The organism is Methylomagnum ishizawai (assembly GCF_019670005.1).
GTDB classification, from domain to species: Bacteria; Pseudomonadota; Gammaproteobacteria; order Methylococcales; family Methylococcaceae; genus Methylomagnum; species Methylomagnum ishizawai.
This window is the reverse complement of sequence record NZ_AP019783.1, coordinates 2,743,673-2,760,768: the sequence shown is the minus strand read 5'-3', so window position 1 is coordinate 2,760,768 and position 17,096 is coordinate 2,743,673. Positions and strand designations below refer to the sequence as shown.

Genomic DNA, 17,096 nt, shown 5'->3' with positions numbered 1-17,096 from the left:
AACCTACACCTGTAAGAGGTATTCCCCCCGGTCCGCCAGCCGGGGCACGATCTGGCACGGCGGCAAATGGCCGAACTCGGGGGAGTTGGCCACCGCCAGCACCTTGGCCCGCTCGGCCTCGCTCAGCTTGTGGGGTGGAACGTACACCCGCGCGGGCCGCCGGTCGGCCTGGACGCCGTCCCCGGAACGCCAGCGCTGGACGGTGCGGGCGGACAACCCCAGCACCCCGCAGGCCCGCTCCAGGCGCGCGCCGGCGGCGGTGGCCTCGTCGATCAGGGCGGTCACGGTTTCGCGCTCTTGCGGCGGGGTCATTCTTCCCCTCCCCCCAAGAGCGCCCGGTACTTTTTTTGAAGGACCAGCAACGCCGCCGCCTCCGCCAGCGCCTTGTCCTTACGCGCCAATTCCCGTTCGAGGCTCTGGTTGCGCTCCTTGAGGACCCGCAGTTCCCGGGCGTTCGTCGATGCCTCTCCCGTGCCCCCTGGATCCCGGCAAAAGTCCCGCTTCCAACCCGTCCAGCTGGTGGGCGAACAGGCCGCGCTCCCGGCACCAGGCGTTCAGGGCTTCCCCTTCCAAGCCATGGCTCTCCTGCAACGCCGCCAACCGTTCCTCCGGGCGCCAGTCCCCGGGACGCCTCTCCCGCTTCACCGCGCCGCGTACCGCCTCGGGTAATTTCTTTTTCATCCAGCCCTTCAAGGTCAAGTGGTTCATGTTCAGTTCCTCGGCCACCTCTTTTATCGACCGGCGGCCACGCGCAAACACCTTCCGAAGCGCTTGCTCTTTGAACTCTGCGGAATACGTCGTAATCATGGGCAATTGTCCTCTTCTTTCCTCTTTCATTCGGAAAATTAGAGGCGACAACTATTCTGACGCCGGGGGCCCTATGACGAGGATGTGCCGCTATCCTGGCCGACCGGCGGCGGCGGGCCATCGACCGCGGTGCCCGGCCCGGCGCAAGCTCCGGTCGCGGCCCCGGCAGGCCCGGCGGCGCAAAGCCCCGACGCCAAGCTCCCGGCGGATTTGGCGGGGGCGAAACCCCGGTTCGGGTATCGGGGCCAGGGGTTCGGGTTGGATTTCGAGTCCGACCTGGACAAGGCGGCGTATATCACGGCGCAGGCGACGAAATCGAAGCGGGATGCGGATTATCTGCGGTTCGTCCAGGACCATACCGGCTGGGACGGACCCGCTGTCCGGGCGTATGGGGCAAGTATCCGGGAGCGGGTCAAGGCCATGGCGAAGGCGGGCGATCCCGCCGCCGGGGCGTTGCGGATCATCGCTGAAAGGCCCGCAAGCCCTATCGATCAAGCGGCGCATACCGCCGCGACCTCGCCGCGCAATCCGCTACCGGAACCTTCGCAGGCCCAGAAAGAGGCGGGCAATTACCCAAAAGGCCATGTGCGGGCGTTCGGCCTGGATTTGAGCATCGAGAACCCCGAGGGCTCGGAGCGCAAGGGGGTCGATCCGGGGGGCAAGCCCTGGTCGGTGCGGATGCGCGACCATTATGGATATATCAAGGGGACCGTGGGCAAGGACAAGGACCCCATCGACCTGTTCATCAAGCCGGGCACGTCGCCGGACCCTGGGGGGCCGCTGTTCGTGGTCGATCAGATGGACGGGGATGGCCGGTTCGATGAACACAAGGTGATGGCCGGGTATTCCAGCCGCCAGGAGGCCGAACGCGCCTATCTGCGGAATTACGCTCGCGGCTGGAAGGGGCTGGGCGCGATGACCGAGATGTCGCCGGACGGGTTCAAGTCCTGGTTGGCGAGCGGTAAGACCCGGCGTCCGGCGGCGGAATCCGGGCCCGAGGGGGCGCGGCCCGACGATCCGGTGCCGACCGGGGGGAGCGTCGGCGAACCCGGCTCCGGTGAAGGGGCCGGGCCGGGGCGGCGGAGCGATGGGGAAGGCGGGGCTGTGGTTCCGCCTCCGTCCGGGGTTTTGCCGGAGGGGGGCGGTGTGGGCGAAGCCGTCGCGCCCGAGGCCGTGGCCGGGCCGGTACAGGATGCGGCGGGTGGGGCGGGTGGGGCGGTGGCGGCGGAAGCGGCGCCGGTCGCCGGGCCGGACAAAACCCAGGGGCGAACCGATGAACCAGCCACCCCATCCAGCGCCGCCGCCGCAGAGCGGCCCGAAGTGGCGGGCGATGGCGTGGCAAGCGGGGGCACCCCGGCGGAGCTGGGCGGGGGCGCGTCCGGCGCGGGGGCTGGGGATAGGCCCGTTCCATGGGAAGGCCGGGAAACCGCCCTGGCGCGGCTGGACCGGGACATCCGGGCCTTGGAGACGCTGCGGCGGCGGGTGGCGCGGTGCGTGGCGGCTTAGGGTTTGGGCTTGGGTTTCAGGCTCAGCTTTGGTTTTCCGAGCGGGGACGGGGTGGGTTGGGGCGGTTCCGCCGGGGGCTGCGGCTGCGCCGGGGCGCGGGACTTGGCGACCGTGACCACCGGAGCGGGTTTCCCGGAGGTGGCCGGGGCGGGCTTTGGGTCCGGGGCCGGGGCGGGCGTGGCTTGGGGTTTGGGCCGGTTGGGCGGCTTCTTGTCCTTGACCCGGACATGGGCCGAATCGATCCGGGGTTCCTGGGCGTCCAGGTTGATGACGCCTTCGACCACGACCACGGGTTGCCCGGCCTCGCGGAAGGCCGCGACCGCCTTGCGGAAGCTGGCGGGGTTCAGGTGGGCGGTGAATTCGCGCCCGTTGATATCGACGGCGATGGGCACGGTGGCCGCGCCCTCGGTGGCGTGGTCCAGGCATTGCCGGAACGAATCGTTTTGCAGGGTGATGGCGAGCTTGGTTTGGACGGCTTTCATGTGGAGGGTCTCCAGGATGCGGGCGTGGGCCTTCTTGCCGTGGCGCTGGCGGCGGCGGCGGTAGGGCTTGCCGGGGTGTTCGAGGTAGTGAGCGGCTTTTTGGCGTTCGGCGTGCGACACCGGGCCGACCGGCTGGCCGTCGAGGCCGATGCGGGGCTTGGTGCCCTCGGCCAGGGCGCGTTGGTAGGCGGCGCTGCCGGTGTAGTGGGCCAGCGCGGCGCGGACGGCTTCGAGGTCGTGGCCCTCGGCGGCGAGGGCTTCGCGGATGCCGATGGCGAGGGGCATCACGGCGTCCGGGTCGTCGGGGAAGGCTTGGGGGTATTGGCGGCGCAGGGTCGCCAGCAAGGGGGGGGGTGTGGTGGGGTCCATGGGGTTCTCCTGGGGTGGATCGGGCGGGGGCGGCGTGCCCCCGCGAGGCGAAGCACGGGGCGGTTAGACCCCCTGTGCGGTGTTGGATCAGCGGGCTTGGCTCCTGCCGTACCAGGGGCGGCCGGTGCGGGCTTCGAGGGCGTGGACGGCGTCCATCGCCGCCGCGACGCCGATTTCCGCCGTGCGGACCTGGGCGCAGAGGGTGTTCAGTTCTTCTTCGGTCAGCGTGACCCACCCGGCGGTTGCCGGAGGCGCGGCCCGCGCGGTTTGGGCGGCGGCGCGGAGCAGGTAGTAGTCGCGGGGTCCGTCGCGGCCTTCGCGGCAGACGGCCTTCTTGCGGACGAAGCCGAGCCGGTGGAGCAGCTTGCCCATGGGGGCGTGGGCGCGGCGGTGGGGGTCGGTGTCGGGGTCGCCGAGGAACACCCCCGGCGTCAGAATAGTTGTCGCCTCTAATTTTCCGAATGAAAGAGGAAAGAAGAGGACAATTGCCCATGATTACGACGTATTCCGCAGAGTTCAAAGAGCAAGCGCTTCGGAAGGTGTTTGCGCGTGGCCGCCGGTCGATAAAAGAGGTGGCCGAGGAACTGAACATGAACCACTTGACCTTGAAGGGCTGGATGAAAAAGAAATTACCCGAGGCGGTACGCGGCGCGGTGAAGCGGGAGAGGCGTCCCGGGGACTGGCGCCCGGAGGAACGGTTGGCGGCGTTGCAGGAGAGCCATGGCTTGGAAGGGGAAGCCCTGAACGCCTGGTGCCGGGAGCGCGGCCTGTTCGCCCACCAGCTGGACGGTTGGAAGCGGGACTTTTGCCGGGATCCAGGGGGCACGGGAGAGGCATCGACGAACGCCCGGGAACTGCGGGTCCTCAAGGAGCGCAACCAGAGCCTCGAACGGGAATTGGCGCGTAAGGACAAGGCGCTGGCGGAGGCGGCGGCGTTGCTGGTCCTTCAAAAAAAGTACCGGGCGCTCTTGGGGGGAGGGGAAGAATGACCCCGCCGCAAGAGCGCGAAACCGTGACCGCCCTGATCGACGAGGCCACCGCCGCCGGCGCGCGCCTGGAGCGGGCCTGCGGGGTGCTGGGGTTGTCCGCCCGCACCGTCCAGCGCTGGCGATCCGGGGACGGCGTCCAGGCCGACCGGCGGCCCGCGCGGGTGTACGTTCCACCCCACAAGCTGAGCGAGGCCGAGCGGGCCAAGGTGCTGGCGGTGGCCAACTCCCCCGAGTTCGGCCATTTGCCGCCGTGCCAGATCGTGCCCCGGCTGGCGGACCGGGGGGAATACCTGGCCTCGGAATCGACCTTCCACCGCATCCTCAAGGCCGAAAACCAGTTGGCGCACCGCCGGGCCGAACGGCCGGGACAGCCGCGCGGCAAGCCCAGGGCCCTGTGCGCCACGGCTCCCAATCAAGTCTACTGCTGGGACATCACCTATTTGCCCGCCGCGATCCGGGGCCAGTTCTTCTACCTCTATCTGTTCCTCGACCTGTTCAGCCGCAAGGTCGTGGGCTGGCAGGTCTACGGCGAGGAAAGCAGCGCCCTGGCCGGCGAACTCCTGCGCGACGTATGTCGGCGCGAGGGCGTGGCCCCGGGCCAGGTCGTCCTACATTCGGACAACGGCGGGCCCATGAAAGGCTCGACCATGCTCGCGACCTTGCAATCCCTCGGCGTCGCGGCGTCCTTCAGCCGGCCCGCCGTCAGCAACGACAACCCCTATGCCGAGGCGGTGTTCAAGACCCTGAAATACCGGCCCGACCATCCGGTTCGGCCGTTCGACGACCTGGCGGCGGCGCGCCGTTGGGCCGAAGGCCTGGTCCGGTGGTACAACCACGAGCACCGCCACGGCGCGATCCGCTTCGTCACCCCCGCCGAGCGGCATGCCGGCCAGGACGCCGACCTCCTGAAGCGGCGCCGAGCCGTCTATGAGGCCGCCCGCGCACGGCATCCGCAACGATGGACCGGTGGCCTCCGCAATTGGCGGCCGATCCCGGCCGTACACCTGAACCCGGAACGATCAGCCGCGCCAGCCAAGACCCAATCCGAGGTTCACGCCACGCCTCCAAAAGCGGCCTGAACCCACAACGGCGAGGCGACAACTACATTGAAATCTTCCGAACATGGCGATGAGGTCGCGCACCGAGACGTAGGCCAGCCCGGCGACGTGGGCGGCGATGCGGGTTTCCAGGTCGGGCGGGATGTCCACGAAGGGCGCGGGGGCGTCGGGGAGGTATCGCAGGGCGTTGCGCGGTTGGGTCGCCAGCGCGTCGTAGGCACGGATGACCTTGAGGTGGAACGAAGCGCTGATCCACATGGCGTAGGCGTAGACCAGTTCCTTGACGACGAAGGTGCCTTGGACCTTGCCTTTACCTCGCACGGTTTTTGATGCTGGGATTCCAGCATCATCTTTTTCGATTTCGGCAATTAGGCTTTTGGTTTGTTCTAGCATCAGCCAGTTGCCGGGCTTGTGTCGGGCCAAGCCGCCGCTGGCTTTGTGAAGATCGTTGAGGGAGTAACTCCCTTCGGCGTCTTGATGGATGCGGGTGTTCGCGATGATGAGGTTAGCCATGATGGCCTCCGAGTTGGGCGGATTGAGGCCGTCATCTTTCTTTTCGACGAGAAAGGGTGACGGACGGCGCGTGGGGTCGAAAACCGGCAACTCGGAAACCGGCCACCCGTGAGGGTGCCCACGCACCGCCGTCATAACTCGGGCGCACGGGCATGAAAAAAGCCCGATGCGCGAAAATTGGGGGCTGTGCGCCGAGTAATCAACCGGGTTTCGACACCCGACCCCAGCAATGCGGGGCGTGGGTAGGGTAGGCGCGTTTTCTGGCGGTTGTCAATGGTGAATATTTACGTTGCAAGGCATTGTGGGTTGGGTCAGCCTTCAGGTTTCCGCCCATAATGGAAACAAGAGAAACACCGATGAGTCGTATCATAATGCTTGTTTCGTTCTGCATTTTATTAATGGGATGCCAGACCATTAGAACCATACGTGCCGCGCAAAACGCTCAGAACTGTGTCGCCGACATCCGGGCAAACCCTGCTTATCAAGGAATAATGAAACACATCCCGCTTGATGGGAGAATCGATTCCACTCCTGAACAGCTGGCCGATGAGACCATACCCTCCCCCGAGGATATTCAAGCCCTCATCGCCGTTCATAACGACATTGCGCCTTGCCGCGAGCGAGCAATCGAAGACTTCTCCCAAATCATCCCCGCGATGATTCCCGCTGCTGTCGAGGGTTATCAGGTTAGCGACCTGATTCTCGCCGATTTGATACAGAGAAAAATAACCTGGGGTGAAGCGAATAGGCGGCGAATGGTTTTGAGGCGCGAAGCGACAAGTAAGGCGCTCTCGGCGCAAGCCCACGCGGAAGCGCTTGAGCGCCAAGCCGAAGCGGAATCGAGACAGGCCATTGTGTCGAATGTGCAAGGATTCCTTAGTGGCGCTCTTAAAATAGCCCTTGCCTCGCTATCCGCATGGTCGATTCAGCAACGGGCTTCGTTTTATAGTCAACCGACGCCTTACGGCATGAATAGAATGGTAATTACTAATTGCTCGGCCATGGGTGGCGGCTTATCTGGTGCTTCATATATTCATTGCTCAAGTTATTGATCTGGCGCGGCAGGCACGCGACGGCTAAAGGGGAAGGTCGGGCAGGGTGGGCGGTATTTCCGGCCCACCGGGATGCCCGGAGGTGGTGGGCATGGGTACATGCCCACTCTACCCGGCTGTTCGCGGACGATGGAGCAGTGGTGATGACTAGGCTGTGGTCCGCTACCCACCAAGGCGATATTCCCAGCTTTCCTGCCACGGGAAGGAAAATCACCATGTCGGGCGCGACGGTTTATTTTTTCGAGGGCGATAAGCTCGCCGCGTATTGGCAAATCACCGACCGCCTCGGCGTATATCACCAACTCCAAAGCGCCAAGGCCGACGCTTGATTTCCTACCATCCAACCTCGGTGTCCAACCCATGAAGAAACTGATAGCTCCGTTGTTATTGGCCCTGTCTTGCCTGATTGTTCCGGCCCAGGCCACCCCATTGCCCAAAGGCGCACAAAGCGGATTCGCGCAGGTGAACGGCATCCAGATGCATTATGTGAAGATGGGGAAAGGCCCATTGCTTATCCTTTTGCACGGCTGGCCACAAACTTGGTACGAATGGCACCAAGTCATGCCGATGCTCGCCGAAAAATTCACCGTCGTCGCCCCGGATTTGCGCGGCCTGGGGCTCTCGGAGAAAACCCGGTCGGGATACGACAAACATACCATCGCCGACGATATAGCGGCGCTGATCCGGCATTTGGGTGGGGGTCCGGCCTTCGTCGTGGGCCACGATATGGGCGGCAAAGCGGCCTATGTCCTCGGCTTAATCCATCCCGAATTGGTGGCCAAACTGGTCCTGGTGGATTGTATGCCGCCCGGAACCGAGAATATGGATTCGGCCAAGGGTGGAATGTGGCATTATGGATTCCATATGGCGGCGGATTTTCCAGAAATGCTCACCAAGCACCGGGAGCGGGAATATATCTCGGCGCAAATCAAGCAATGGGCGCATCAAAAACAGGCTATTACCCTGCAGGCTATAGACGAATATGCCAAGTATTATGCCCGCCCCGGTGGCATGACCGCCGGGTTCAATTATTACCGCGCCCTGCTGGACGATGCCCAATTCGTCGCGGCCTACGCGGATAAAAAATTCGCCATGCCTATCCTGGCCGTCGCCGGACGCTACGGGGTTGCCGACAAGCTTTCCAAGGCGCTGCAAGCGAAGGCCGATACCATTACGTCAGCCATCGCCGAAGACAGCGGACATTTCGTGCCGGAAGAAGCGCCGGTGTTTTTGGTGGAGCAACTATCAAACTTCCTAGCCCCTGCGCCAATACCGGATATCCCTTGAACCTCTGGGAGGATTCCATGGGCAAGCAATACCAAGTGATATTCGGAGGTGGTGGGCATGGGTACATCCCACTCTGCCCAGATGAATGTGGCCGTTATATTTTTGAATTTCGATGAAAAAGACAATAAATTCCGATAGCAGATCAACAAAGGAATTAATTGAATCTGCGTATATCATCCAAGACGAAGGTGAGTACTGGCATATTATTGCTACGCTCCATGAGCGTGGATCAAAAACAGAATTCGATGCGGCCAAGAAACTCACTGACGATCCCGATCCAATTAACCGGGAAATCGGCGCTGATATGCTCGGCCAGCTTGGGTGGTCTAAGCGTACTTTTCACAAAAAATCTGTAGCCATTTTAAAAAAACTACTCTCGGATTCCGAGCCTGATGTAATCGCATCGGCTGCTTTTGCTTTAGGTCATCGCAATGATCCTTCTGCTATTCCTGAATTATTGAAGCTTACGGGCCATCCAAACCCATGGGTCAGGCACGGAGTAGCCTTTGGTTTAAGCTGCCATGATGACAATTCGGCGGTTAATGGCCTTATTCTTCTTTCCCAAGATGCTGAATTTGACGTAAGAAACTGGGCCACTTTTGGTCTTGGTAGCCAATGTGATATTGATAACGATCAACTAAGAAAAGCTTTAATCGAACGTACAAATGATCCTGAACCGGAAATTAGAGGTGAAGCGCTTATTGGCCTTGCCAAAAGAAAAGATGAGCGCGTGATTGATAAAATCGCGCAAGAATTAACAGGGGAATTCTTTGGTATTTGGGCGGTTGAGGCTGTATCTCTTTTCCCGTCCCAACAATTTGAGCCGCTTTTGGTTGATTTGCTTAATTCGCTTTTTGATGAGAACAAAAAAGCATTTTCAGATGAAATTGTTAAGGCAATAACGAATTGTAAAAATGCAAATTAACATCACAAAACACTGTGATGTTCGGAGGTGGTGGGCATGGGTACATGCCCACCCTACTTCCATATACGGGCCAACTGGCTAACCCTGCCCCCTCTTTGGAGAACCTGAAATGCACATCGAAACCGAACTGGACGACATCCACGCCGCCCGCCTGCTGGAACTGCAAAAACACTCGGATCAACCCTTATCGGAAATCGTCGCCAAACTCCTAACCAAAGCCCTGGACGAAACCCCCCCGCCCCTGGAAACCGAAGGCGGGAAGGTGCTGCGCATCCTGGAACAACACGGGTTGCTCGGCTGCATGGAGGGCGATGGACAACTTGCCGTCGATTACAAGAACCATCTCTGGGGCAAGCCGTGATTATCGCCGATACCGGGTTTTGGGGGGCCTTACTCGACCGGCGCGATTTCAATGCCTACCGCTGGAAGAATCGGCATCCCTTCGTGAATCTTCTGGAAGAAATTTAAGGTTTCAACCCTGCGGCCAGCGCAATGCACGCCGCTTAACACGCCCATCGTTAGCGTTGTTCCCCGCGAGGTATCCCCCCGATGAATTGCCTGGAAAAACACCTGGACACCCTGACCGCACAGGGGCGGATCGACCCGGCGGAGGGGGAGCTTACAGGTGTAGGTTTATTCATACCGCCCCCGTGAGGATCGCCACGGTTGCCCCTGGGATTGGCACCGATGGCCAGGGTTCTGGGCGGGCCTTCCCCACCGGCAAGGCGCGGCGCTCGAAGAGGGCGGCCAGGATCAGGGAACGGCCATGGCGGAAAATCCCCACCAGCCGCCAGCGGTGGGCCTGTTGGCGGGGAGAGCCCGGAATGGCCGGGAAGGTGGCGGCGGCCATTCCGGCCTCGGCCTCCCCGCCCACCGAGAGCAGCCACCAGGTGGCGATGGCGATCGCCAACCAGAGGCGCTCCGCCCGCTCGGGATCGTCCATGCGGGTGTTCTGCCATTGCCAGCCGCCGCCCTTGATTTTCTTGAAGCTTTGCTCGATCCAACCGCGCAATCCGTACCAGCAGGCGTTGGCGGCTTCCGGCGGCAGGTCCGTCAGGACGAGCCAGGGGTCCTTGTGGCCTCAATGTTGTTGAATTATCCCTGTCTTGCACACAATTCCCGCCATTTGGTTGAAAGGGTCTGTGAGCCATGGCGCAAGTTATTAAAATCCCCCGCAGCATGCCGCCGTCCTGGACGCCCTCCTGCAACTCATCCCCGGTTGCCTCTCCTCTCGGGACTTTGTCCTTTCCCCCAAGGCCTTTGTCCGGCGGGGCAAGCTGACCCTTCCCGTCCTCACCGTTTTCCTTCTGTCGCTGGTGGCCAGCGGCAAGAGCCAGGGCGTGGACGGCAAGGCGGGCGCATTCTTCCGCCCGGCCCGCCGGAGCGGGCTATGGCCCGAAGCCGGGGCCGTCCATCGCAGCACCGTGACCAAGGCGCGCGCCCACCTGTCCTGGCGGGCCTTCGAGCAACTGCACCACGACGCGGTGCGGCTGGCCTACGAGGCCTGGCCGCGTGCCGAGGGGGATACCTGGATGGGCTTGTCCGTGTTCGCCATCGACGGCTCCAAGTACCGCCTGCCCGCCTCCGCCGAGTTGAGGGCCGCCTTCGACCCCGACGGCGGGCTGGACCGGCCGGGCCGGGGGCATTATCCGCTCTGCCTGGTTTCGACCGCCCACGACGTGTTCCGCCGGATACCCATCGCCCGGACCGTCCAGCCGATGGCGCGGGCCGACGAGCGGGAGGAGGCCAAGGCCCTGCTCCCCCACATCCCGCCCGGCGGCGTCATCCTGTTCGACCGGGGCTACCCCGGCCACGACCTCATCGACCACCTAACCCGGAACTATCGCGGCTACTGGCTGATGCGCTGCCCGGCTTCCGGCACCTTCGCCGCCGTGGAGGCCTTCGCCCAATCCGGCCGGACCGAGGAACTCCTCACCCTGACGCCGCCCCGGTCCGATCCCGTCGCCGTCCGCGCCATCCGCCTGGTCGGCCCGGACGGCGAACTTTCCGTGCTCATCACCAACCTCGTGGATGGAAACCGCTTCCCCGCCCACGCCGTCACCGGCCTCTACTTCCGCCGCTGGGAACTGGAGGTCCATTACCGTGACGAAAAATCTTCGCTGGACATCGAGACTTTCCATACCCGCACCGAGAACGGCGTCCGCCAGGAACTCTTCGCCATCCTGACCATGGCCGTCATCTCCCGGATATTGATGTCCCTCGCGCCGCACCCGGACCCCGCCATCGACGCCCAGCCACAGTTCAAGAACACCATGATCACACTGCCCGGGGAGGCCTTCGTCCTGTCGCCACGATACCCCGAACTGGCGCTGCTCGTCTTCGGCGAACTCCTCGACGAGATCGCGCGGGTACGCTATTACCGCCCTAGAACCGCCAAGCCCCCGCAGCCACGGGTCTGTAAAAAGCCCGTCAGCAAATGGCAGGTCGATAAGTCCAAACGCATCGCCAGCGGTTAATTCAACAGCATTGACGCTGGACGGGACCTGGGTCTACCTCTGGCTGGACGCGACGTACCTGAAGGTGCGGCTGGGCGGGCGGGTGGTGTCGGTGGCGGCCATAATCGCCACGGGGGTCAACCTGCTCGACTTTGGCCTTTCACGCCGTAGCGGCGAGTTGATTCAGCAGGGCCTCGCAATCGCGGGGCGATAATTCCAACCGCTCGCCGCTGGATGCGGAGTTGACGAAATACTTTTCGGCCCAGATGGAGCGGCGGACGAAGGCCAGCACGTCGGAAAACGTCGCGTCGGTCTTTGGATACCAGGCGGCCTGCCGCACCGGTAGGGTTCCGTTTTCCACCAGGCGCGAAGCCATCAGGCAGACCGGGGGAAACAGCCCCATCAAGGCGGGCGTGGTCCTTGCGATGGCGAGGTCGGACCACTGCCGCTGGGTTTCCACGCCGAGGTGGCGGCGGCTCTCTTCGAAGGTGACCTCCACGCTCCAGCGCAAAACGAACACCTCCACGATCCGCTCGGGCGTCAATTCGGCGTCGGTGGCGAAGAAGGCCTGGGGCCGGGTTTCGCCGGTGGGGTCCGCGACCAGGACCCAGCGCAGGCGGACCGGCTCTTCGCCGGGCGTGTGCCAGAGGGCCACCCCGCTGAGCAGCCGGACCGCCTTGCGCTCGCCCCCGTACCAAGCCAGCCCGGTTTCCCGCCAGGGCTCGTCCGGCCGGTCCAGCAGGGTTTTCAGGCTGGGCAGGCGGATGCCTTTCTTGGGTTTGCGCCCCCGCTTGCCGGGCGGCGGGGTTTCCGGGAAGCCGAACAGGCGCGCGTCCAGCCGCAGGCGGGACACCAGGGTGGCGCGGTTCGCCGAGCAGGCATGGGCCAGGGCCACGCAGGCATAGGCCCCGTCGCCCACCACCGTGAACGCCGTGGCCTCCAGCCACCGCGAAACCTGCTTGACGGCCTGGGCCGTCCAATCCACCGTGGTCTTGTGGCGGCGATTGGCCGCCTCGTCGGCCCGCTCCGAGGGGGCCAGCACCGTCAGGAACGGCAGCGCCCACGGGCGCGGATTCCACGGCAGCGGCACCAGGACCATCAGGCAGATCCATTTCAACCCCAGGCCCTTGACCACCTTGCCCCGCGTCGAGCGCACCGCATCCCGGTAGCGGCCCTTGGCCTTGATCTGTTTGCCTTTCCGCCGCTCCACGGTCTCGTCCACCACGATGATCACCGGGTAGCCCAGATGCGCCGCCAACGCCACCAGCAGCCCCAACAGGATTTGCGCCCCCAGCAAGCCCGACCACCGCGCCCGGCTCAGCACCCGGTGGTACTTGCAGAATCCCTTCTCGTCCGCCAAGCCCAGGGTCCGCAACGCCGCCGCCACCGTGCGCGGGCCACGGCACAGGACCGCCCCCGCCACCAATTCCTGGACATGGCCCCATACCGGCTGCGTGAACATCGGCGCGAACAGGACCAGAACCTTCATCGCCTCATCGGGAAAAATCAACATCGCCTAGCATTTCCAAGCCATCGTTCGGACGGCTATTGTCTACGGCGGCAGCCCCCGCTTTCAGCGGAAGTGAAAATGGCCAAAGTCGAGCTCTTCTTTCCTCTTACATTCGGAAAATTAGAGGCGACAACTATTCTGACGCCGGGGGGCGTGGCGGAGGCGGAAGCCTTCACGGCGAAGCATCCCGACATGGCCATCTCGGGGCGGGATTTGGCGCGGTCGGTGAAGGCGCGGCTGCGGCTGCGGCGGCGGGCGTTGACGGAAAGGGGGCTGTATGTGCCGCCGAAGGAAAGGGCGTTGCGGGATCGGTTCCGGTTCGGGGCGACGGAATAGGGTGGGCATGTGTTCATGCCCACCACCTTCAAAGGTTACGGTGGGCCGGGAATACCGCCCCACCCGGCTCCACATGGAGCCAGTAGGAAGCCAGTCGGCTAAGGTTTCGGGACGGATAAGCTCAACGGGAATGTGCGGAGAGCCTGTCCCGTTGTGTTGCGTCGGCCCCCCGTTTTCAATAATGCGAGACCTAGAGGTAACAGCAGGACCGGGGAGGGTTCGGGCACCGGTGTCGAGGTCGTGGCCGGGGTGAAGCTGACATCGACGTTGCGGAGCTGCAATTGATCGGCATTCAAGTTGCCGCCGGAAAGGAAGCCGACCCGGTCGAAGGTATAGGTCGATACGGTGGTATCGGTACCGGTGAACGAATTGATGACGGAGTTGGAACTCGACATGAATTCGGCGAAGTAATTCAACCCGGCCACCGTGCGGGTCAGGGATAGGTCGAATTTATAGAGGGTCGAGTTCAGGAGTTCCGTGACCGAGTTGGTGGTCGTAACCAGGGTGTTGGCCCCGGTCAAGGAAGAGAAGATGTTGGAATTAGGGTTGATGCGCTCCCTGAACGTGCCGCCGGCCACATTGGACGAGGTGTCGTTGCTGGCGAAATAGCCCAGCCAGTTCGTGAGGTTGGCGCTGCCATTGACATTGTAGAGCCCCCAGCGGAATTGATCGTCCCGGTTTGTCAGGCTGTTCATGCCGAGTAGGGTGACTTGGCCGGAAAGGGTGATCGTATCGCCGTTGTTGGTGAGCGCTATCTGGGAGAAGGGGGCGTATACCGATGTATCGTCCGCGTTGTTGGCGGTGTTGTCGCCCCAGTCGAGATTGCCCGCAGAGGGTTCTGACAGGACAGCGGGGGAGGTTCCGAGAAAGCCGGAAACCGGTGCCGCCGGGGTGTTGGAACTATGAATGCACAAGCTGACATAGCCGGTTAACAGCCACGCCGATATTTTGTTTTCTCGTTGCATATAGATACCCAATTGATTGGTCTGGTTATTTGGATAGGATCAAGCTGGGATAGGTGGGTTACCTCCTGGGGTTAAACGGCCTATAGGAAAGGCCATCGGGTCTCAAAGTAAACCTCATCCGTGGTTATGTCCAGTATTGGATGAGGCTGCTCGGGGGCAGGGTTGAGTGTGGCCGATGCTGGCAAGGGAGGCGGGGCGGGCCAGGGCTGATCTTGCAACCGCCATAGCACCCCTGAAGCGCTCCCCGCCCTCTGGTAATATCGCCCCAATCCAGACACGAGGTGGCGGCATGGTGGGGCGGGAAACGGCGACGACGGCGACCGGTGAACACCCGGAGCAAAAACCCAAGAAAACCCGCAAGCGCAAGGCGGTCGTCAAGCCCAAGGAAGCAATCCCGCAGGTCCAGCCCAAGCTCGGGCGCAGGGTCGCCGCCTTCCTCATGGCCTTGCTGCGGCGCTTCCCTTGGCGTATGACCGGGTTGATCGGCACGGAAATCCTGGCGTTCGCCGGGGTCGGCCTCATCCTCATCATCGCGGTGCTGGGCCGGGCGGCGGATTGGTTCGGCGGCACCGGCCTTGCCGAAAACCTCCTGCCTTTCGCCGGGATGGTGCTGTTGTTGGTGCTGTTGGGGTCGGGCTTGTTGTGGGCGTGGTGGCGGGCGCGGGGCTGGCTATGGCGGTTATCCCGATATTTGCCCGCCGCGCTGGCCCTGGGCTTGGCCTTGGGGGCCGGGTTCCTGGCCGGGCGCGAACCGTTCCGGCGCGAACTCGCCCATCTCCGCGCCCTGGTCGGCGGCAGCGAGGAGGCCGAGCGCGTCACCATCGCCCATCAGGTGTTCGCCGCCTACCGCCGTTCCGACCTCGCCCAGACGCGCCGCATCCTCGACCGCGCCCAGCCCTACCTCCCCGCCATCCGCGCCGCCGCCCTGGCCAACGAGATCGACGGCGAAATCCTGCTGGGCATCGGCGCGGCGGAATCCTCGTTCCTGCCCCGCGACAGCAAGGACGGCGGGCGCGGCCTGTTCCAAATCACCGCGCCCCCCAAAGCCGCCATCGACGCCGCCCGCCGCCAACTCGGCACCGACAAGCCCGACCCGCTCAACCCCACCCATAACGCCCATCTCGCCGCCGCCACCCTGCGCCATTACCTCAGGGAGATGGGGGGCGATTTGTTCCTGGCGCTGTTGGCCTACAACATCGGTCCCAAGAACGGCGGTTTGCGCTCCATCATGAACCAATACGGCGCCCGCGATTTCGTCACCATCCAGCCCTATCTCCAGAATCTGCCCCGCGATTATCCGGTCCGGGTGTTGAGCGCGGCCCTGGCCTACCGGCTGTGGCGCACCGATGGCCGCTTGCCCCGCTACGAGGAGGGCAACAACGCCCAGCACATCCAGGACGTCGGCATTCCGGGCCTGGGCGATGGCGGGGTATGGGGCCATCGCAAGGCCGGGACTCCGCCCGCTTGAGTTCCGGCGGGAACCTGGGTGTCGCGCCGGGTTTCCAAAAAACCAGTGTCGATCCATACCGGCGGAGGAAAACCATCATGCGATTAGCGATGCGATGCGGAATAGGGGCGGTCTGCGCGGGCTTGGCGTGGTCCGTGGCGGCGGAGGTGGACCATACGGCTTCCCTCAGCGTGGTGCAGATACGGGGTTATATGGCGGGGGGCCGGGTGTTTTATGGCTCGGGCGTGGTGGTGGCGCAGGACCGGGTGGCGACCAATTGCCATGTCACCCGCGACGCCGGGCGGATCACTGTCGGCAAGGGGGCGCTGAGCTTCCCGGCCACCGCGCAGCGGGCCGATACCCGGCGCGACCTGTGCGTGCTGGTGGTGCCGGGCCTGCCGTTCCCGGTGGCGCGTTTGGGGCGGGATGGGGAAGTGGGCGTCGGTCAGCCGTTGTATTTCTATGGCTATCCCCATGCCATCGGGATCGCCTACGCCGAGGCCCGTGTGCGGGCTTTGCATCCTTTCGAGGGCGGGTGGGTGATCGAAACCACGGCGGATTTCACCTTCGGTGGCAGCGGCGGGGGCTTGTTCGATGGGCAAGGCCGTTTGGTGGGCTTGGCGACTTTCCTGTCCGCCGCGCAGTCGCGGGGCTACGCGATTCCCAGCGCTTGGATCGCCGCTGTCGAGGCCGGGGAGGCCCGCGAGATCGGGCCGTTGCGGGGTTTGACGTTTTGGGAGGATGCGGCGGCCTTGCCGGCTTTTCTGCGGACGCTGGGGAAATAACCCCGGCGATTGGGTCGCGGGCTCCCAAGCGGGGCTTGGGAACCCGCGGGGGGATCGGGATCAGAAAACGGCGGTGGTGCGGGTTTGCGCCGCGTCCAGGGCCGCTTGCAGCTTGGCTTCGTCCCCGTGCGAGAGCGAGGTCTGGATGATCTTGCCGCCCGCGCCGCTCAGTTCGCCCAAGACCTTGTCCGGCGTGGCCTTGCGGACCAGGATGAACAGGGCGGAAGTGCCGGGCTTGAAGGTGTCGGCCAGGTTCTTCATGAAGTCGTCGTTGATGCCGACATCGCTCAAGGCACCGGAGATGGCCCCGGCCCCCGCGCCCACCGCCGCGCCCAGCAGCGGATTCAGGAACAGCATCCCGACCAGGGCGCCCCAGAAACTCCCGCCAATGGCTCCGGCCTGGGTCAGGTTGAACACCTGGTTCAGCTTGACCTTGCCGTCGGCCTGCTTGACCGCGACCACCGCGTCCTCCAGGTCGATCAGGTAATCGCGCTGCATCTTCAAGAGCTTGAGCCGGACTTCCTCCGCCTGGAACGGGCTGTCATAGCCGATGACGATCAATTCGCTCATGGGAAAACTCCTTGTGTTGGGGTTATTTCGGGAAAAGGC

19 protein-coding genes and 2 pseudogenes are annotated in these 17,096 nt (G+C 63.7%); 12 read left to right on the top strand and 9 right to left on the bottom strand.

Annotated elements, in window-relative coordinates; translation table 11 throughout:
• Window positions 1-3: 3 nt before the first annotated feature.
• Both K5658_RS12485 and K5658_RS12480 read right to left on the bottom strand, forming a co-directional pair.
• Window positions 4-312 carry a hypothetical protein gene (locus K5658_RS12485; RefSeq protein WP_221063460.1) on the bottom strand — a complete coding sequence of 103 codons (309 nt, stop codon included), beginning with the start codon at window positions 310-312 and terminating at the stop codon, window positions 4-6.
• 78 nt (window positions 313-390) lie between these two features.
• Window positions 391-807 (bottom strand): transposase, encoded by a 417-nt coding sequence (locus tag K5658_RS12480; protein WP_246628437.1) that lies wholly within the window; start codon window positions 805-807, stop codon window positions 391-393.
• A gap of 84 nt (window positions 808-891) precedes the next feature.
• On the opposite strand from K5658_RS12480, the gene K5658_RS12475 reads away from it, so the two are divergent.
• On the top strand, window positions 892-2,313 hold the full coding sequence (locus K5658_RS12475; RefSeq protein ID WP_221063459.1) for a hypothetical protein: 1,422 nt from the start codon (window positions 892-894) through the stop codon (window positions 2,311-2,313).
• Here the strand turns inward: K5658_RS12475 and K5658_RS12470 are convergent.
• Both K5658_RS12470 and K5658_RS12465 read right to left on the bottom strand, forming a co-directional pair.
• On the bottom strand, window positions 2,310-3,164 hold the full coding sequence (locus tag K5658_RS12470; RefSeq protein WP_221063458.1) for a ProQ/FinO family protein: 855 nt from the start codon (window positions 3,162-3,164) through the stop codon (window positions 2,310-2,312). The genes K5658_RS12475 and K5658_RS12470 overlap by 4 nt on opposite strands.
• Before the next feature lie 87 nt (window positions 3,165-3,251).
• Window positions 3,252-3,587 (bottom strand): hypothetical protein, encoded by a 336-nt coding sequence (locus K5658_RS12465; RefSeq protein ID WP_221063457.1) that lies wholly within the window; start codon window positions 3,585-3,587, stop codon window positions 3,252-3,254.
• 68 nt (window positions 3,588-3,655) lie between these two features.
• On the opposite strand from K5658_RS12465, the pseudogene K5658_RS12460 reads away from it, so the two are divergent.
• Window positions 3,656-5,232: pseudogene (locus K5658_RS12460) on the top strand (IS3 family transposase).
• Here K5658_RS12460 and K5658_RS12455 read toward each other — a convergent pair.
• Window positions 5,173-5,814 carry a KilA-N domain-containing protein gene (locus tag K5658_RS12455; RefSeq protein WP_221063456.1) on the bottom strand — a complete coding sequence of 214 codons (642 nt, stop codon included), beginning with the start codon at window positions 5,812-5,814 and terminating at the stop codon, window positions 5,173-5,175. The pseudogene K5658_RS12460 and the gene K5658_RS12455 sit on opposite strands and share 60 nt — an antisense overlap.
• Window positions 5,815-6,080: 266 nt before the next feature.
• On the opposite strand from K5658_RS12455, the gene K5658_RS12450 reads away from it, so the two are divergent.
• From K5658_RS12450 to K5658_RS12430, 5 genes are all read left to right on the top strand, one after another.
• Window positions 6,081-6,776: a hypothetical protein gene (locus K5658_RS12450; protein ID WP_221063455.1), complete on the top strand. Its 696-nt coding sequence runs from the start codon at window positions 6,081-6,083 to the stop codon at window positions 6,774-6,776.
• Window positions 6,716-7,105, top strand: a complete 390-nt coding sequence (locus K5658_RS23965; RefSeq protein WP_343223245.1) for an ester cyclase — start codon at window positions 6,716-6,718, stop codon at window positions 7,103-7,105. The genes K5658_RS12450 and K5658_RS23965 overlap by 61 nt, the downstream gene beginning before the upstream one ends.
• A gap of 31 nt (window positions 7,106-7,136) precedes the next feature.
• Complete coding sequence (locus K5658_RS12440) at window positions 7,137-8,063, top strand: alpha/beta fold hydrolase (protein WP_221063453.1); 927 nt, start codon at window positions 7,137-7,139, stop codon at window positions 8,061-8,063.
• Between the two features lie 112 nt (window positions 8,064-8,175).
• Window positions 8,176-8,988 (top strand): HEAT repeat domain-containing protein, encoded by an 813-nt coding sequence (locus K5658_RS12435; protein ID WP_221063452.1) that lies wholly within the window; start codon window positions 8,176-8,178, stop codon window positions 8,986-8,988.
• A 109-nt stretch (window positions 8,989-9,097) separates the two neighbouring features.
• Window positions 9,098-9,349 (top strand): hypothetical protein, encoded by a 252-nt coding sequence (locus K5658_RS12430; RefSeq protein ID WP_221063451.1) that lies wholly within the window; start codon window positions 9,098-9,100, stop codon window positions 9,347-9,349.
• A 276-nt stretch (window positions 9,350-9,625) separates the two neighbouring features.
• Here K5658_RS12430 and K5658_RS12425 read toward each other — a convergent pair whose 3' ends face one another.
• Window positions 9,626-10,000: a hypothetical protein gene (locus tag K5658_RS12425; RefSeq protein ID WP_221063450.1), complete on the bottom strand. Its 375-nt coding sequence runs from the start codon at window positions 9,998-10,000 to the stop codon at window positions 9,626-9,628.
• Window positions 10,001-10,304: 304 nt separating this feature from the next.
• Between K5658_RS12425 and K5658_RS12420 the strand changes: the two genes are divergently transcribed.
• Window positions 10,305-11,465, top strand: a complete 1,161-nt coding sequence (locus K5658_RS12420; RefSeq protein ID WP_221063449.1) for an IS4 family transposase — start codon at window positions 10,305-10,307, stop codon at window positions 11,463-11,465.
• Window positions 11,466-11,481: 16 nt separating this feature from the next.
• A pseudogene (locus tag K5658_RS12415) lies at window positions 11,482-11,586 on the top strand (transposase); the annotation flags it as partial.
• An 18-nt stretch (window positions 11,587-11,604) separates the two neighbouring features.
• On the opposite strand, the gene K5658_RS12410 reads toward K5658_RS12415, so the two are convergent.
• On the bottom strand, window positions 11,605-12,933 hold the full coding sequence (locus K5658_RS12410; protein WP_221063448.1) for an IS701 family transposase: 1,329 nt from the start codon (window positions 12,931-12,933) through the stop codon (window positions 11,605-11,607).
• A 99-nt stretch (window positions 12,934-13,032) separates the two neighbouring features.
• Between K5658_RS12410 and K5658_RS12405 the strand changes: the two genes are divergently transcribed.
• Window positions 13,033-13,290, top strand: a complete 258-nt coding sequence (locus tag K5658_RS12405) for a hypothetical protein (protein WP_221063447.1) — start codon at window positions 13,033-13,035, stop codon at window positions 13,288-13,290.
• 98 nt (window positions 13,291-13,388) lie between these two features.
• On the opposite strand, the gene K5658_RS12400 is transcribed toward K5658_RS12405, so the two are convergent.
• Window positions 13,389-14,255: a hypothetical protein gene (locus K5658_RS12400; protein WP_221063446.1), complete on the bottom strand. Its 867-nt coding sequence runs from the start codon at window positions 14,253-14,255 to the stop codon at window positions 13,389-13,391.
• A 289-nt stretch (window positions 14,256-14,544) separates the two neighbouring features.
• Between K5658_RS12400 and K5658_RS12395 the strand changes: the two genes are divergently transcribed.
• Together K5658_RS12395 and K5658_RS12390 are read left to right on the top strand one after the other, a co-directional pair.
• Window positions 14,545-15,723, top strand: coding sequence for a lytic transglycosylase domain-containing protein (locus K5658_RS12395; RefSeq protein ID WP_221063445.1), 1,179 nt, complete (start codon window positions 14,545-14,547; stop codon window positions 15,721-15,723).
• 77 nt (window positions 15,724-15,800) lie between these two features.
• Window positions 15,801-16,487 (top strand): S1 family peptidase, encoded by a 687-nt coding sequence (locus tag K5658_RS12390; protein WP_221063444.1) that lies wholly within the window; start codon window positions 15,801-15,803, stop codon window positions 16,485-16,487.
• A gap of 60 nt (window positions 16,488-16,547) precedes the next feature.
• Here the strand turns inward: K5658_RS12390 and K5658_RS12385 are convergent, their stop codons facing one another.
• Window positions 16,548-17,057 (bottom strand): DUF1269 domain-containing protein, encoded by a 510-nt coding sequence (locus K5658_RS12385; RefSeq protein ID WP_221063443.1) that lies wholly within the window; start codon window positions 17,055-17,057, stop codon window positions 16,548-16,550.
• Window positions 17,058-17,096: the final 39 nt, after the last annotated feature.